This is a genomic window from Polaribacter sp. AHE13PA, from assembly GCF_019278505.1.
Classification (GTDB): Bacteria; Bacteroidota; Bacteroidia; order Flavobacteriales; family Flavobacteriaceae; genus Polaribacter.
Genome location: NZ_CP058985.1, coordinates 1,342,549 through 1,359,878, shown reverse-complemented (window position 1 = coordinate 1,359,878; position 17,330 = coordinate 1,342,549). Strand labels below are relative to the sequence as shown.

General features: G+C 29.9%; 17 protein-coding genes. 2 read left to right on the top strand and 15 right to left on the bottom strand.

The features are described 5' to 3' along the window. The first annotated feature begins 322 nt into the window (after positions 1-322). Positions 323-1,114 (top strand): SHOCT domain-containing protein, encoded by a 792-nt coding sequence (locus H0I28_RS05895; RefSeq protein ID WP_218760942.1) that lies wholly within the window; start codon positions 323-325, stop codon positions 1,112-1,114. A gap of 135 nt (positions 1,115-1,249) precedes the next feature. On the opposite strand, the gene H0I28_RS05890 is transcribed toward H0I28_RS05895, so the two are convergent. The 7 genes from H0I28_RS05890 to H0I28_RS05860 all read right to left on the bottom strand — a co-directional run bounded on the left by H0I28_RS05890 (position 1,250) and on the right by H0I28_RS05860 (position 10,542). Continuing rightward, positions 1,250-4,903 (bottom strand): AAA family ATPase, encoded by a 3,654-nt coding sequence (locus H0I28_RS05890; RefSeq protein ID WP_218760941.1) that lies wholly within the window; start codon positions 4,901-4,903, stop codon positions 1,250-1,252. A gap of 12 nt (positions 4,904-4,915) precedes the next feature. After that, positions 4,916-6,118: an exonuclease SbcCD subunit D C-terminal domain-containing protein gene (locus H0I28_RS05885; RefSeq protein WP_218760940.1), complete on the bottom strand. Its 1,203-nt coding sequence runs from the start codon at positions 6,116-6,118 to the stop codon at positions 4,916-4,918. A 278-nt stretch (positions 6,119-6,396) separates the two neighbouring features. Further along, complete coding sequence (locus tag H0I28_RS05880; protein ID WP_254712844.1) at positions 6,397-7,455, bottom strand: YHYH protein; 1,059 nt, start codon at positions 7,453-7,455, stop codon at positions 6,397-6,399. Between the two features lie 44 nt (positions 7,456-7,499). Next, entirely contained in the window at positions 7,500-8,117 is a 618-nt protein-coding gene (locus H0I28_RS05875; protein ID WP_218760939.1) for a hypothetical protein, read from the bottom strand. 4 nt (positions 8,118-8,121) lie between these two features. Next, positions 8,122-9,114 (bottom strand): YHYH protein, encoded by a 993-nt coding sequence (locus tag H0I28_RS05870; protein WP_218760938.1) that lies wholly within the window; start codon positions 9,112-9,114, stop codon positions 8,122-8,124. Positions 9,115-9,613: 499 nt separating this feature from the next. After that, complete coding sequence (locus H0I28_RS05865; protein ID WP_218760937.1) at positions 9,614-10,030, bottom strand: UPF0158 family protein; 417 nt, start codon at positions 10,028-10,030, stop codon at positions 9,614-9,616. Between the two features lie 167 nt (positions 10,031-10,197). Next, the gene (locus H0I28_RS05860; RefSeq protein WP_218760936.1) at positions 10,198-10,542 is read right to left on the bottom strand and encodes a DUF3024 domain-containing protein; all 345 of its coding nucleotides are present in this window, start codon (positions 10,540-10,542) and stop codon (positions 10,198-10,200) included. 587 nt (positions 10,543-11,129) lie between these two features. On the opposite strand from H0I28_RS05860, the gene H0I28_RS05855 reads away from it, so the two are divergent. Beyond that, on the top strand, positions 11,130-11,576 hold the full coding sequence (locus H0I28_RS05855; RefSeq protein ID WP_218730619.1) for a peptidylprolyl isomerase: 447 nt from the start codon (positions 11,130-11,132) through the stop codon (positions 11,574-11,576). Between the two features lie 136 nt (positions 11,577-11,712). Here H0I28_RS05855 and H0I28_RS05850 read toward each other — a convergent pair whose 3' ends face one another. From H0I28_RS05850 to H0I28_RS05815, 8 genes are all read right to left on the bottom strand, one after another. Beyond that, positions 11,713-12,546: a DUF6503 family protein gene (locus H0I28_RS05850; protein ID WP_218760935.1), complete on the bottom strand. Its 834-nt coding sequence runs from the start codon at positions 12,544-12,546 to the stop codon at positions 11,713-11,715. A gap of 128 nt (positions 12,547-12,674) precedes the next feature. Continuing rightward, positions 12,675-13,340: a peroxiredoxin-like family protein gene (locus H0I28_RS05845; RefSeq protein ID WP_218760934.1), complete on the bottom strand. Its 666-nt coding sequence runs from the start codon at positions 13,338-13,340 to the stop codon at positions 12,675-12,677. 188 nt (positions 13,341-13,528) lie between these two features. Continuing rightward, entirely contained in the window at positions 13,529-14,179 is a 651-nt protein-coding gene (locus tag H0I28_RS05840) for a DsbA family protein (RefSeq protein ID WP_218730616.1), read from the bottom strand. 50 nt (positions 14,180-14,229) lie between these two features. Beyond that, positions 14,230-14,898: a hypothetical protein gene (locus H0I28_RS05835; protein ID WP_218760933.1), complete on the bottom strand. Its 669-nt coding sequence runs from the start codon at positions 14,896-14,898 to the stop codon at positions 14,230-14,232. 18 nt (positions 14,899-14,916) lie between these two features. Then, positions 14,917-15,612, bottom strand: a complete 696-nt coding sequence (locus tag H0I28_RS05830; RefSeq protein WP_218760932.1) for a haloacid dehalogenase type II — start codon at positions 15,610-15,612, stop codon at positions 14,917-14,919. A 2-nt stretch (positions 15,613-15,614) separates the two neighbouring features. Beyond that, positions 15,615-15,929, bottom strand: a complete 315-nt coding sequence (locus H0I28_RS05825; RefSeq protein WP_218730613.1) for an EthD family reductase — start codon at positions 15,927-15,929, stop codon at positions 15,615-15,617. Between the two features lie 86 nt (positions 15,930-16,015). Then, entirely contained in the window at positions 16,016-16,567 is a 552-nt protein-coding gene (locus tag H0I28_RS05820; RefSeq protein WP_218730612.1) for a carboxymuconolactone decarboxylase family protein, read from the bottom strand. A gap of 77 nt (positions 16,568-16,644) precedes the next feature. Continuing rightward, complete coding sequence (locus H0I28_RS05815) at positions 16,645-17,208, bottom strand: TetR/AcrR family transcriptional regulator (protein WP_218730611.1); 564 nt, start codon at positions 17,206-17,208, stop codon at positions 16,645-16,647. Between the last annotated feature and the right edge of the window lie 122 nt (positions 17,209-17,330).

The following is a 17,330-nucleotide window of genomic DNA, read 5'->3' as shown; positions in this document are numbered from 1 at the left end:
TAAGCTAGAGTAAAAAAGTTTAAAATTTGTAATTTTATTTTTATTTTTTTAACAAGCTAGATTTATTACTATAATTTAATTTGTATGTTATTTTATCAAAAATTAAGGTTAATATTGGTAAATTGTTGTTTTTAACAATACTTTTTTGTCATTATAACAAACATAAAACAAAGAGCTAATGTATTTGTTTTCATGTAAATAGTGTTTTTAAATCACGAAGAATTCACATTAAAAAACGTCTATTGATATTGCTATAGACTACCTTTGTAATAAAATTGTTTTACAGTTATTTTTAATTAAATAAAGAAATACACAAAAAATTATGAATGCAATATTCACAGATGCTAGTTTTCAGAACATGATAAACGTAGCCAACAAATACGGAGTAAGTACTAATGCCGTTACAGATTTAACGCAAAGACTTATGAGTAGCAATGGCTCTATGGCACAATTCAATATTCCTGAGTTAGGCGGAGGAGGCCAGTGGATGCAAGGAGGTATGACAATGGTTGGAGATATGTTTAATAATAATCTTAAATATTTAGTAGATGGTCTTTGTGTAGATTTATCTAATTTAATTCACCAAGGAGCTATCCAATACAAACCTTTACCTAAGACAGAAAATGGGCAAGGTGGTTTTTCTGCTAACTGGTGGGGAGATTTAGGATTTCCGAATTCTACAGGTAGTCAAAACGGAACTAGTTATGCTATTTTTAATGACATTCACCGTTTGGCAATTCAAGAGAATGGAAAAGTAACCGTATTTGATACTTTAGATAATAATATTGGTGGTGTTGGACAACAACAAGGAGGTAATTATTCTGTAACCTTTACAAGTCAATATGGTAATGTAAATTTAGGTTCTTTGCCAATTGTTTCTGGTAGTGATGGCGTACAGAAATCACAACCGATTCAGAATAACGAAGCTCAAAAAAATGTTGTAGAAAACATTGTTGCACCAGTTAATGCTCCAATAGAAGCTGTAAATAACAATAGTGCTTTTGAAGAAGATATTTTTGTAAAAATTGAAAAATTAGCAGGTTTAAAAGACAAAGGAATTCTTTCTGTTGAAGAATTTGAAAATAAGAAATCTGATTTATTAAACAGATTATAAAAAAGTTCTGTTTTATTTCTTCGAGAGGATAAATTTTATTGAATATATATAAAAGCTCACGTATATACGTGAGCTTTTTTACATAATTAGAATACTTTTGTATTATTAGAAAGTTTTACAAGTAAAGAAGCTTAACTATATTATTTCAACTTTACTAACTCCGTTACTTTTCTTTCTAATTTGAATCTGAGTAGGAATACGTTCTTTTAAGTTTTCTACGTGAGATATAATTCCAATCATTTTTCCTTGAGATTGCAAGGTTTCTAAAGTAGAAATTACGGTTTCTAAGGTATTGCTATCTAAAGTTCCGAATCCTTCATCAATAAAAAGAGAATCTATTTTTACATTTTTGCTGGCTAAATCAGACAATCCTAAGGCCAAGGCCAAACTAATAATAAACTTTTCTCCACCACTAGAAGTATCTACCAATCTTCCTTGATCTGTTTGATAATGATCTATCAAATTAAAATTAAGCTCTTCTTTTGGCTTGTAAGAATCTTCCATTTTTAAAGAATAACGCTTATTTAATTGATACAAATGCACATTGGCAAGATCTAATAAATGTTTTAACGTTAAACGCTGTACATAGACGTTAAATGCATCTTTAGAGTTTCCTATAATTTTAAAAAGTTCTTTCCAAACTTTACAAATTTTATCTTGAGCATCTATCTTTTTATACGTTTCTTGGTTTCTATCTTTTATTTCTTTGTCTTTTCTAAAAGCTTCTACAATTTTACCTTTAGCAGTTAACAACGAATCTTTTTTAGTCTTTAAATCGACTAAAATTTGTTTGCTTTCAGATTCAGAAGTTTCAAAATTTTTGGTTTCTTGTAATAACTTTAGATCCTTAGCATGTTCTTCTTTTAAGGTCTTTATTTTAAGTTGATTTTCCTTAATGCGTTCTTTATTCTTTTTATACTCATTCGCGATTTCTTCGGTTAGTAATGCTGTTTCAATGTTTTCTTTTGATGTAAATTCACTGTCTTTTAATTTAGCATTGAGTATTTTAATAAAGTCAGATTTTTTAATTGATAAACATTTTAAATCAGTTGTAATATTTACCTGTAAAGTTTCTTGTTTTGTTTTAGTATTGAGTAAGTTTTGTAAGGATTCATTACTCAATTTTGCTTTTTCTACAAAGGTGCTTTTTGCTTTTTGTAGCTGATTTCTTTTGCTTTCTACCGAAATATCAATTGGTAAAATAGCAATTCTTTCTGTTGTTAATTTCTGCTGTTTTGTTGTTGCATCTTTAATTGTTTCAGCAAAAAACACTTTGTTTTTAGCATGATTTTCTAACAGATCTTTAAGGTTTTCTATTTTTGTGTTTAGAATCTTACTTTCAGATTTTAATGCGTCTAAAATTCTTTCAGCTTTGTTAAAAAGTGCAATATTTTCATCTATTTCTTTTAAAAATAGATTGATTTCCGAAAGAATAGGAAGTTGATATTTATATTTAGAGAGTTTTATTGTTAAGCTATTCTCTAATATTGTACAATTTGCATTTAATTCTAGAATTGATTTTTCTTCTTGAAGAATTACTTCTTTTGCATTTTTATTTTTTTCTTCTAATGTTGCAATTGTTGTTTTTAATTGATTGATTGCTTCTTGCTGTTTTTGAATCTCTTTAGACAATAGGTCTTTATCTATCTGTAATTGTTGAGCGTTTTTTAAACTAGTGTTAATTTCAGCTAACTTATTTTTAAGGGAAAGTAATTCAATTTCAACTTTTGCAAAATCAGTTAATTCACAAACAATTGATAACTCATTTACTTTAGAATTTATTGAAGATAATTCGGTTGATTTTCCTTTAATCTGTTCTTGAAAATTTTCTATACGAGTTTGTATTGTTGTTTTTTTAGTATTAAAAAGTGATTTTTCTTCGTTTAACTTTTTTAAATCTTCCTTTCTTTTGATTAATTCTATTTCAGATTCCGATACGTTTATTGTTGGTAAATGCTCTGTGTATGGATGTTCTTTTGAACCACATAAACTACAAGGTTCTCCTTTTATAAGGCGATTTCTATCCTCTTTATATTTGGCAACACTTCGCTCTAAATCTAATATTTTAGTAGCATCAATAACTAATTTATCCTGATTTTCAAGGACTTTTTGCAGAGCTATTATTTTATAAGTAATTTCTTTTAAATCGGTTACGTATTTTTTCTCATCCGTTTCTAAATCAGTTTTATTTTTTGCTATTTTTTGATGTTGTTCCGCAAAAACTTTAAACTGTTTCCAGTTATTTTCAGACTGATTGTATTTTTCTTTTAACGCTAATAAATCACTTAATGTATTTTTCTCTAACTCTTTGTTTAGTGCTGCAATTTTTTCTTCAATAACTTTTATAGCACCTGATTTTTCTTGAAGAGAACTCTTGTTTTCTTTTAAGTTTTCAGTAGTTTTAGTAATCTCTTTTTTCTTATGATCAACTAATAAATTGCTTTTAACAATGGCTTCTTTGTGCGTTTTTAAAGTTGATAAATCAGATCTCCAATCGGTTATTTCTAAGGCAACAGATCTTAAAAAATCGTTTTGTTTTATAAAACTTTCTTTTGTTTTAATTTGATTTGTAGTCTCATTAAAACTGTTGACTAATTTACTCTTGTCTTCGGATGCTTTTTTGATTTCTAACTCAAGTTTAGCTAGGCTCTCAGAAGCTTTTTCTTTTACAGTAAGTTCGTTTTTTAAAGCAGCGTCTAAATTTGTAATGGTATCAAACTTTGGCAACCATTCCGCAAAATCTTTTTCTGCGACTTCTACATTTTTAGTGTCTGCTTTGGTTTGTTTTTCTAAAAGAAGTATTTGAGGTTTTAATTCTGTTAGTGTTTTTTCAATTTCTTTAAGTTGATTTTCTTTTAAAACAGTTTCTTTAGCTGTTTTATTCAAATCTGTTATCAACTCTTTAAAAGGCAATGCTTTTTCATGTAAAGCCAATTGATCTAATGCTAGTTTGTGTTTCTCAACAAAAGACTGAACACTTTTAGATTTCTCTTCATGTTCTTCCCCTTCTTTTGTTAATTTTAGAAAGCTAACATACCAATCCACAACTTTTTGAGAAGATTTTATCGCTGTTTCAGTAAGTTTAATATCAGCATCAAGCCTCTTATCTTCAGTAATTAAATTCGCCTTAGCGTCCTCATTTAAAATATCATCCGCATTAATTTTGGCTTCAATTTCTCTTAGTTTTTTTTCTTCTTCAGATTTCCGATCTAAAATACCTTGACCAATTTTTTTATAAATCTGCTCGCCCGTAATCTGTTCTAATAAACGTCCTTTTTCTGGTCCTTTGGCAGTTAAAAAAGAAGCAAATTCACCTTGCGCCAACATTACAGATCGTAAAAACTGATTGTAATTTAATTGTGTAACCTTAATAACTTCAACAAGTAAATTTCTTTTCTGATCTGCTAAAATTTTACCTGATGACAAGTTTTTTAAACTTACTTTTTCTTGTGGATTTAAAAGCTTTTTTCCTGTACTAGAATCTAAACGAATACTCCAACTTGCTTCGTAAATAAGGTTGTTATTTTTAAAAGTAATTCTACTAAAAGCATCATGTGCACCATGACTTACAACATCTAACAAAGTACCTTTTGATCCGCTAAATCTAGGAACGTTATGATACAAAGCAATGGTAATAGCATCTAAAATAGTAGTTTTTCCTGCACCTGTAGATCCTGTAATTGCATACAAACCGACATCTCTAAATTGTTCGTTTTCAAAATCTATAACAATAGGAGTATCCGATTTTAAGGAATTTATGTTTTGTAATTCTATCTTTAAAATTTTCATAGAGAAGCTGCCTTATTGGTTTTTAACGGATTGTAATATTTCATTAAAAGCATCCCAAACTTCAGGTCTTTTTTCTAAATCATAGTCCATTTCTTCACATTTTAATTTAAAAACTTCTGTGGGTAATAACTCTTTAATTGATTTTGTGTTCTCCAATAACTCTTCAATACCTTTAACTTTCCGCTGATTTTTCAATCCTATTTTTAATATTTCGAATGGATATTGTGCTGCTTCAGACTTTAAATCGTCTGTGTTAACTGTATGATCTTCCTTTAAAGCAATCTCTACCCAAGGCGTTAATTTATAAGAATTAGAAGTCAAACTAGAAAATTTAGACATGCATTCTTCTAAACTACCTGTGAGTTTGTAAAACTCTCTAAAATTAGGAATTACATCATCTTTTATTTCAGTAATCTTATTGTTTTCTACCGATAAAATAATTACTTTTTTGTCATAATTAATTTCGCTAAAACTTAAAATATTTGGAGATCCAGAATAACGGACTTTGTCATTTCCGCCAATTATTTGTGGTCTGTGTAAATGCCCTAAGGCTATATAATCAAAATAGGTAGGAAAATCTTCTGCACCAATATGTCCTAAAGTTCCTACATAAATATTCTGTTCACTATCAGAAATGGTTCCGCCTGTTGCAAACAAATGTCCCATGGCAATTACAGGCGCATTGTTGGTGTTTATAAGTTTGCATTGGTCTGCAGCAGAGACATAATGGTTAATTAATGCTGTTTTATATTTATCTGTTAATTCATCAAAAGTTTCACCTGCAACTGCACGTCTAATATCACCATCACGCAAATAAGGAACCGAAGCAATAATTACTTTTTCGTTGTTTATTTCAATTTCGAAAACTTCATCTTTAATGTCTTCGGTTGCTTTACCAACAACTTTTATAGACAAAGCACCTAAGATATGTTTTGGTGCATTTAAAGTCCCTGGAGAATCATGATTTCCGCCAGTAATAATAATCGATTTACAAGTGGTTCCGTTTAGTTTTACTAAAAAACTGTAATACATTTCTAAACTTTGGTTAGATGGAGAACCAGTGTCAAAAACATCACCAGAAATTAAAAGCACATCAATCTTTTGGTCTATGATATAGGTTTCAATCCAACTTAAAAATAATGATTGTTCTTCAAACTGAGATTGTTCGTGTAATCTATGTCCTAAATGCCAATCGGCAGTATGTAGTATTTTCATTTCCTTTTTCAATTTGTAATTAAGAAATTCTGTTTTATCAATATTAAATCCGCTTTTAAAACCGAAAATTATTCTTGATATAACAAATGAATCGCCTAAAAGCTAAATTAACTTTTTTGAGTGAAAAAGTAGAAATCAAAAAGACCTTTTTGTAATTATTAAGAAGACTTATTAGAATAATAGGAGGGAGGTCTGTTTTAAAAATAAACAAGCCCAAGTTGTTGGCTTGGGCTTGTTGAAAATTTAGTATTAAGAATAAAATATTTTATATCAGATTTTTATAAAGCATATTCTCCTCGTAAACCATTGATAAAATTATTATTACCTGCTTTATCTACATGGTAATGATAGCCTCTTGTTTCATCATAATGACCTCTGGATTCATCTAAGTCCGTAGCTTCTTTTCCGTTAACATCTGTGTTTGCAAAGATTCCGTATCCGTCAAAAGCATAGCCAATCATTGGGGCATGATTATCTGCTTGTATAATTTTTTTAGAAACACCTGTTGCAGCATGGTAATGATATCCGGCCGCTAAATTAATATGTCCGCCTGCATCATCAAACGGAGCTAAAGTATAAGCACTTAAAATGTTATCAGTTGGGGCAGGAGCATCAAAAACAACACTATTAAAAGCCAATCCTCTACTAGAAGGCATTGTAGAACTATTTTCAGGACGTCTTTCTGGTCTTGGAGGTCTTTCACTTCCTTCTGGTCTTTTTCCTCCTGGAGGAGGACCACCAGCGCCTCTACCACCTCTAGAAAAAGTATAAGGAGTCGCTGCTTTTTTAGGAGTAACAGGAATGTAATAGGTATGAGTTACATCTGAAACATAAGAAGGCAAACACTCTACACAATAGTTTTTATATTCTTCTCCTACATTTGGGTTTGCAGCTTCTTCACATTCTTCCTTAGTAGTTGTTTTTGTAATTTCTCCTGTTTCGCTATTGTAAAGCATCCAGGTATCATCTTTATAAAAAGTGGCTAAGTTTTTTACAAACTCTCCATCTACATCATAGATTTCTCCATCTTGCATCCAAATTCCACCAGCGCTTGCATCATCAGAAATATTTGTAGGACACCAAGGTCCCATTGTGTGATCTGTAGGTGTACTTGTTGCTATAATTTTATAACAATCTGCGGTAGAACCGTCAGACAATGTTCTTGTTACTATTGTAATAGGTTCTGCCAATCCACCAGGTAAGAAATAATTACTATTCACAGCTATGGTTACTTTGTCTTGAGTAATATTCTTCTTACTTTCACTATTACTTTTACAAGCATAAAGTCCCACAAGAAATAGAATAAGTGTTAAGAGTTTTAAATTATACTTTTTCATATTAGTAATGATTTTATCTTTTATAGTAAGTGTTATTATATTTTTTATTTTACAGTTTTTTTTCTTTTAAGAACTAGAAATACTGCTAAAATTACTAATAAAATTGTAAAATAGCCCACATATTTAAAATTAGAAGTCATTTTTTCTTCTAAGATATTTTCCCAATTACCTTTTTTAAACGCTAAATTTATTTGATATTTATTATCAACATCTAAAGAGAATTTTTGTGTTGGAAATTGTTCTAATAAAAAGATCACTATAGATTGACTATGATAAATATCTTTAAATAAGGTATTTTTTAATTGAATGGAATTTATGGTTTCTGGAAGACCGATAATTTCTACAACTAGTTTTGTTTCATGACCTAAAAACACCTTTGGATTCTTAAATTGGATGGTGTCCTTCTTGTTAATAATCATAGAAAAACGACTGTTAAAATGTTTGATAACTAAGTTTCTAAATTCTTCTGGAGATTTATAAAAACCTTCGCCATTTACAAAGTTGACTTCCTGCTGAAAAGCAGTTAAGGAACTATTTACTTGTAAAATAACTTGCCCATTATCGGTTTTAGAAATTACGATATTAGATAAATCTGGTTGATGTGCAAATAAAGTATTGCTCATTAACAGAAATATCATTAATATAGAAAAGTTTTTAATCATTTTTTTATAGTGCATATTCCCCTCTTAAACCATTGATAAAATTATTATTACCAGCTTTGTCTACATGATAATGATATCCTCTAGTGTCATCATAATGTCCTCTAGAATCATCTAAGTCTGTAACTTCATTTCCGTTTTCATCCGTGTTTTCAAAGATACCATATCCATCTAAAGCATAGCCAATCATAGCTGCATGATTATCTGTTTGTGTTATTTTTGTAGAAAGACCGGTTGCAGCATGATAATGATAACCAGCAGCTAAATTAATATGTCCGCCAGCATCATCAAAAGGAGCTAAAGTATAGGCACTTAAAATATTATCTGTTGGTGCCGGAGCATCAAAAACAACACCATTAAATGCCAAGCCTCTATTAGAAGGTACGGTACTTATAGCTGTTCCTGGGCCTCCATCAGGTCCGGTAGAAAATACATAAGGAGTGTCTGCTATTTTAGGAGTAACAGGTATATAATAAGTGTGCGTTAGGTCTTCTACATAAGAAGGTAAACACTCTACGCAATAATTTTTATATTCTGCGCCAACATTTGGGTTTGCAGCTTCTTCACATTCTGTTTCTGTGCTTGTTTTTGTAATTTCTCCTGTGGTAGCGTTATATAACATCCAAGTATCATCATTGTAAAAAGTAGCTAAATTCTGAACAAAAGCGCCATCTACATCATAAACTTCTCCGTTTTCAAGCCAAATTCCACCTGCAGTAGCATCATCAGAAATATTACTCGGACACCAAGGTCCCATTTCATGATCTGTAGGTGTACCCGTAACTACTATTTTATAACAATCTGCTGTAGAACCATCAGATAATGTTCTGCTTTCAATGATTATGGGTGTTGCTAATCCTTCTGTTATAAAATTACTACTTTCTACAGATATTGTTACCGCGTCGCTAGTGGTTAAATCGGAATTAGTATCTTCACTACAAGAAGTTAAAACGATAAAAAATGAGCTTAAAACAAGTGCTTTGAATTGGTTGGATTTCATATAATAACATTGATTGAAAATCCTTTTTTAATTAAAAGGACTATGTATTAAGATGCTTTCTATTTAAAAAACTTGCGATGAACTCGCTATAATTTTTGAATTAACAATAATCTAAAAATTTAAGGTTAGATAGGTCTATAGGATTTTGCTATAAATTTTTCCTTATTTTAAGTTTAAGAAATGTTTTATGGTTTCGATGTAAAATTTTTCTATAGAGTAACGCTATCTGCCAAATCCCAGTTGTTTATATTTGTGTAATATAAATCTCTCTTTTTTTCTTCGGAAGTTTTTTTACCTATAGTTTTCCAATCTAAGATGGAAACGGCATCCAATTTAGGATCTTCATTTTTTTTTTTTTTTTTATAGCTTGATAATCAGAGAAACAAGTGTTTCTATATATTCTTTTGTTAAAGCGAATATTTCCCTTTTGAGTATTACCCCCGAATAATCTTAACCAATTATATTTAAGGTTTCTATAAAATCTTTAGTCATCATTTGATTAATGTAATCTTTTTGCAACTATTTTCTCAAGCTCATGCTGTTTAAAATCGAACCAGTTTTGTCTAAAATTAGATTGATCTATTTGATGTTTAAAATTCTGAAAGGGTTTTTGCCTTTGTAAAATAGCTTGTAATTCTATCTTAAAATTTAGGTCGTTTAATTGTGCTGCAAAGTCTTCCATTATTTTAAAGGACTCAAAGCTTTCTAAGGATTCAATTTTTATGAAATCTGTTTTATACTGCTCTAACTTTTCTAGAGCTTCACCAAAAGCCTCTTTAAATTCTTCTTCATTAAATGCTTGTGAAAAATCTGGAATTGCAATAATTTCATTTGTTTTTAAATTATAGTAGCAATCACTACCACAATCTAATTCTTGTGCAATTTCTCTAATTATTTGTTGTTTTGTAGTATTCAATGGTGGTTCGAATTTAAATAATTTTTTTATAGTAATTGAAACATTCTTGGTTGTCTGTTCTAGCTCAGTAGATAACTAACTGATTACTATAGTAAGTTTCGATTGAGCTTAATAGGACATATTATTTATTCTAAAATTAAATATATACAATTTAGAAAAAGCTTCTATTATCCAAAAAAGCAACCGTGTTTATCTTTTTTAATAATTGCTACAATTTCATTTAAATGTGTAGATTCAGAGAAAGGTTCATAGAGTTCCCATTTTCCACTGGCACGCATCCAATATAGTTTCCATATTTTTTTTGACTTTATACGCGTAATTTTAGCGAAATCAATTTGTAATTTCTCTTTTGGGTTGTCCCATTTTGGTCTTATTTGAAACAGAATTACCGATTTACCATCATAAGCATAGCCAATATCTATTTGTTTTCTAATCTCTAAATCTTCTGGCCTTAATGATTCTACATAACTTTTTATCGTAGCTTCGTTAATGTCTATAATTTTTGTTGGCATTTTGGTTAGTGGTTTAGGCTTTTAAATTTGTTTAGTATATGGTTTGTTGCATGTTTTAAGTAACTAATTTAGTAAATTGTTACCAACCACAAAATTCTGAGAGTACTTTTGTGAATAATCAAAAATGATATGAGGTTTTAAGGTTTTTACTTATTAAAAGTAGTTGATTATTTATCAACCTAAAAAATAACCATTCCAATTTGTCATCCGACGTAAGGAGAAAACCAACAGGATGATACTATAAACTTGAAAATATTTATGAGATTTCTCCTTTTTATTGAAAATTAAAGCTTCCTGTCAATAACAAAACTGTCATAAAATAATCTTAATTTTAAGTAAAAACTGACAAAGTTGCGGTTTCAATATTACACAACCTTTTTATTTATAAAAAAACAGAAAGCTTGTAGATTACTACTATAAGAGAGATAGCACTTTATTTTTTGTTTGTAAATGTAGCGAATTAAAGAAAATGGCATTAAAATTCTGGGTTTTGGCTTGGTTATGGCAGCGAAAGGTTTGTAAGTTTAAATTAAAATAGTTTTTGTGTAAGAATTATGCAACGCCTATTTTTTCAAATTAATTATAGTATGAGTCAAGTAAAAGCGAATAACACAGTAAAAGTACATTATACAGGTAAATTATCTGATGGACAAGTTTTTGATACGTCTGAAGGAAAAGAACCAATAGAATTTGTTTTAGGACAAGGACAATTAATTCCTGGTTTTGAACAAGGTTTAATTGATATGAAAGTGAATGAAAAGAAAACTATTACTATCGCTAAAGAAGAAGCGTATGGTGAGGTAAATGATCAATTGATTCAAGAAATTGATAGAGCTAATCTTCCACAAGATATGGAGCCAAAAGTTGGTATGGGATTGGTTTCTAAGTCTCCAGAAGGACAAGAAATGAATTTAATGATTGTTGAAGTTAAAGATAATAGCGTTGTTATTGATGGTAATCACCCTTTAGCAGGTAGAGATCTTGTTTTTGATCTTGAAGTAGTAGAAATTAAAGATACTGAAATTACAGCATAACGTAATTTTTTTCAATATTTTAAAGAGTCTTTGTTAAATCTAATTTAGCAAAGACTTTTTTTTTAGCGTAAGAAAAACCCCTTCAAATTTTTAAATCTGAAGGGGTTATTTGTAAAATTGATTTTCGTGTGTTGGTTTATTTTTTAAACAGTTCTTTTTGTAAACCGTTATTAAATTTAATATTGGTCCAGTTTACTTGAATCCAAGGAGCATCTGTAACTTCTGCATCCCAATTAGACGCTTTGTATTTACGTTGTGTAGGGATTAAAATACCTTCTATATTTTCATATTTCAGTTGCATTAAAAGAGGATCTGACTTTGCAAAATCCATCACAGTAAATAGAAACTGATCTATCATTATAGTTTCCTTATTGATGTATACTTGGTAAATATCTTTTGGCTTGTTATTACTACCATCAAAGGTAATTTTAACAACATCATAAACTGTTCCTTCAATTGTTTGCTCGTTTATATATTGATATTGTACACTAGGATCTAATAATTTTTGAATCATACAGAACCAGTAAAAATTAGTAGGTCTGTTAAACGCAACTTTTTTTAAGGCTGCCGAATCTGTTATGATTTCTCCATTATTTTTTAACCAATATTCATTTCCGTCATAGCCTTGTTCTACTTTACCTTTTAAGTCTGTTAAAGTTCTTTCATGCTTTGTATATGCTCCGTAAGAAAGTTCTCCATCAAAAATATATTTTTCTGTAGAAATATCTGTTTTCCCATCTGGAGTTTGGTAAGAGTAGGTGTAAACCACATCTTTTTTAGCTGCAAGTGTTTGGTAATTCCCCGTTTTTTGTACGGTGTTATAGACCAATTCGTGTCCTTTGTTTTTAAAGGTAATTGGAGTTTCTTTTTCTGTACTTATTTCTGATTTTACTTCTGAATTTGTTTTTTTATTTCCACAAGAAAAGAATAAGAAACTAAAAGCAATTAAGATGATTTTGGTTGTATGCATAAATGTTTTATTTGGTTGTTGATAAACCTCAAAATTAATAAAATACGATTGTAAACGGTACTACAGTTTTGTTAAGATTTTAAAAGAAATAGCTTTTTTTACTGATAAAAAAAATAAGACTTTTGGTCTTATTTTAATTGGTTTAACGCGTTTAATATGTCAGATGATTCTGCTCTTTCTCTATAGTCAGCATCTAGAAATGCATACTGAATTACGCCGTTGGTATCAATAACATAGGTAGCAGCTAATGGCAACTCGTTATTTTTATCTCCATTAAAATCACTTAAACCAAAACCAGCTTCATAAATTTCGGCAACTTCATCAGTTAGTTTAAAAACAACACCATATTCTTTTCCGACGGTATTACCAACATCACTTAAAACATTAAATTCTAAATTGTTTTTTTCGGATGTGCTTAAAGAATTATCTGGCAACTCAGGCGTTAAAGCTATAAGTGTTGCACCTGCTTGTTGAAATTTTGGTAACTTTTCTTGTAAAGAATGTAGTGTGATGTTACAATACGGACACCAGCCACCTCTGTACCATGTTAAAACTACCGGTCCTTTTTTTAATTCATCATATAGAGATACAGATTCGTTTAAAGCATTTCTCAGGTTAAAATCAGGAGCTTTATCTCCTACATTTAAAGCTTTTTCAAGTATGCCAGAATTTGCTACACTTGTAATTCCGTCTGCATAAATTTTATTCTTTTCTTTGGTGAATTTAGCTGCACCTTCTTTACGTTTTGCCGCTAATAATGCATCTAATTCTCCTTTATTTTTTTTTGATTCCATAGGTATATTTTTAAGATATTATTTTGTCTAATAAATTATACTTAATTGCATCGATTATTTTAGTTTAAATAGAAGCAATATATCTTGTTTGGTCTTTAGACTCTGCGTAAGACAAGCATAAGTAGAGAACTGTTTAATAATTAAATAGTTCTCTACTGCGCTCGAACGACAATAGTTAATTTTATAAACTATTCTTGTTCTTTCATTAATTCTGTAAGTACTTGTTTAAAAGTGTCTACAGGCTGTGCACCTGTTACTGCACTTTTTCTATTAAAAACAATAGTTGGTACAGAATTAACTCCTAAATTTTTCCAATAATCTTGTTTGGCTCTTACTTCGCTTCTTGCAGATTCAATATCTAATTTAGCAAGTCCTTCTTCTGCATTTAAACCAACTTCTAATAAAGCCTGTTTTAAAACATCTCTTTTAGAAACGTCTTTACGTTCGCCGAAAAAAGATGCTGTTAAACGCATTTTTAATTCAGTTTGTTTGTTAAAAATCTTAGCGTATTCTAATAAAACATGTGCATCAAAGGTATTTACCATGCGCATTTCGTCAAAATAATCAAATTTAAAACCTAATTCTGCACCAGCTTCGGTCATCATTTGCTTCGATTCGTTTTGTTGCTCGGTTGTAGAACCATATTTTTCTGTAATATGTTCGTTTACATTCTGACCTTCAGCGGGCATATTTGGGTTCAACTCAAAAGGTTGCCATTCTATGTCTACTTTATCTTGAATACCAAGTTCTATAATTGCTTTTTCTAAACGTTTATATCCAATTGTACACCACGGACAAACAACATCAGAAACGATGTCTATTTTTAATTTTTGTGTCATTTTATGTTTTTTTCAGGCTTATTTAAATTCAATATTTAAAGTTATAATTACTATTTGCTTATAATATCAGTATTTAAAAAAGCATGTTCTTTTTTCTGGTCTTCAATATTATTATCTTTTGATAACATATTAAAAATCATTGAATTTACTATTCTACTTTTATTTAGATCGGGTTTCACAATTTTTGCTTTGTGAAATACACCTAAGGTTTCTCTGCTTTGTTTTGGATTGCTATTATTAATTATAACAATTTTATAAGTAGGTTTATCAAATGATGCTAGCTTGGTAATATAGGGTTTAAGTATCGTTTCATCTTCCTTAAATACAGGCGTAAAATTTTTAAGATAGTCTTCTGAAGCCTCCTTATTCTCATTTGCATACTTATGATAATCGGCTATATACAATTCACTTTCTACTTCACTTGGTTGGTAACCTAGCATTAAAAAAGATTGATTTTCGGCATTATCTAGATGAAAAGGTGTGCTAACTTGTTGATCGAAACGAACCAACCAATGATAACTTAATTCTTTATTGAATTTCTTTAATGTAAAAGTGGATAATTCATTTTTTAGCGCAACCATAATAGCTCTAAGTTCGGGTGAGGTTCTATTTTCTCCAAAGTCAAGGTACACAAAGCCTGGTAAATCCGTATTTGTTCTAAAGACATTTTCTAGGCAATATTTTGCTATCTTTTTTATATTGACTTCTTTTACCTCCATGTTACCTTAAACCCCTTTTTATTGATAAGTTACAAGAATATCTGCTACTTTTTTTAAATCGTTTTCTATAATTTCTGTTTTAGGCGCTAATGGAAATAATTGTTGACCAGGTCTCGCTACAAAAGCAGCTCTTAAACCGGCGCTCATTGCTCCATATACATCCCATCCATGTGCTGCAATTAACATACACTCTTCTGGATTTACATCCATTTTTGATGCTCCCCAAAGGTAAGTCTCTGTAAAGGGTTTAAACTTCCCAGTTTCTTCAACACTTAATTGTTCATCAAAAAAATCGGTTAAACCAGCATTCTCAAATTGATTTTTTAAACCTTCGGTGGATGAGTTTGTAAACGCCACTAATTTGTAACCCGCTTGTTTTAATTGAAGCAATGCTTTTTTTACTTCTGGGTGAGGAGGTAAGTTTTGCATGGCATTTACAATTACCTCTCTTGCATTTTCTTCTGAGATGGTAATGCCATTATTAGCAGCCACCATTTGCAAAGCTGCAGCACCAATTTGTCCAAAAGGTTTATAATCTCCGCTTGCGGATGTTACTAATGAATACTGTAACATTGTTGTAAACCATAAGGGAAGTAATTCGTCTTTTCCACCCAAAGCGTCACCTACCTGTTTTTTCATTTTGGTAAGATCTAATAGAGTTTCGTTTACATCAAAAAAAAGCACTTTCGGTTTTATGTTACGGTTATTTTTCATCTTTATAAATTTATCAATTCACTAATTTGAAGTTCTCCTTGCACATTACTGTAATTTTTTACGTCATCTGCAAATACTTTTGCATGCGGACCAAATGAAGCCTGAAAAGAAGCAACATCATCAAATAATAAATGAGCAATAGCTATAAAGGGAGCGGGTTCTCCAGGAACTCTACTTGCAATTCCTAAATCTAACTCTAAACCTTTTAAGGCAGAACCCAATGCATTTACAATCATAGGTAAATGATTGTTTTTATAATAATCTACATCAAACTGTACATTATTACTGTTTGGGTACATTACAGATACTTTTATCATAATAAGTTTTTTTTAAAAATATAAATACCTACAAATTTCCCACTTTATTACGGAAGATTTGTAGGTATAATATTGTTATTTATAAATTATTTTTTCTCCCAAGCAAATGGTTGAAAAGCAGCATCTACAGGTGTATTTGCAATATGATTTGTGTAATTACTAATTACTTTTTGAGACAATCCTAAAATAATGTCTAAAACACTTCTTTCTGTATAACCCGCTGCATAAAATGTGCTTAATTCTTCTGGAGACACATGACCTCTATTACGTGTAATTATTAATGTAAATGTACGTAAAGCTTCTAGTTTTTCATCTGCTAACGGAGTTTCGTTACGTAATGCTTCTATAATAGCATCATCTACTTTCATCATTTTTGCAATTCCTGTATGTGCAGGTACACAATAATGACATGCGTGCTCTACGTTGATTGTTTGCCAAACTACTGTTAATTCATCTGCGTTAAAAGCTGTTTTTGTAAATAAATCGTGTAATATTTGGTAAGCTTCTAAAGCTTGAGGAGAGGTAGCTAATACTCCGTGTAAACCAGGAATCATTCCGTAAGCTTTTTGAGATTTTTCTAATAATCCTTTGCTTTCTTCTGGAGCTGTTTCTATGTTTTGAACTTTTAATGTTGTCATAATTTCTATTTTTAATTTATTATTATTTATGTTAATTTTAACTAAACTGTCGTTTAGTTATTAGGTAAAAAAAATGTTTATATATTTATAAAGGTCATTTCTATGTAATCTTCAATTTCTTTTTTACTATTTACTCTTGCTGCTGCTGCTAAACCATGTTTTGCCAATAGTAAAAAATTAGCTTGTTTTTCTATGGTTTCTAAATCTTTTGATTCATCTAATTTAAGCTTTTCTATAATTAACTCTTTTAAGTTATTCATAAAAGTACTCATTTCTTCTTTAATCAATGCATCCTCAGAATCTGAAAACTCATTATAGGTGTTTGTTACTAAACATCCTTTTATGTTGTCGTCTTTAAAATTAGAACTTACAGAATCGTAGAAAAATTGTTTGATATCTTCAACTCCGTTGGAAGCATTTTTTAATTTATTTAAAACCACATTTACTTTTACCTTATAGCATTTTAAGCTTTCAAGAAAAAGACTATGCTTATTTCCAAAACTAGCATATATAGAGAACTTGTTAATTCCCATCTCTTTCTCTAGCATTTGCATAGAAGTGGTTTTGTAACCATTCAGCCAAAAAAGCTTCATTGCTTTTTCTATGACTACATCTTCATTATATTCTTTTTTTCTTGCCATTATTTCTAAGTACGGGACAAAACTAAACAATCGGTTAGTAATAAAAAAATATTTAAATGCTTTCTTTTAAATTTTATGACGGTTTTAACAATTTAAAATAGAGAGAAGCCAATAAAATAAGA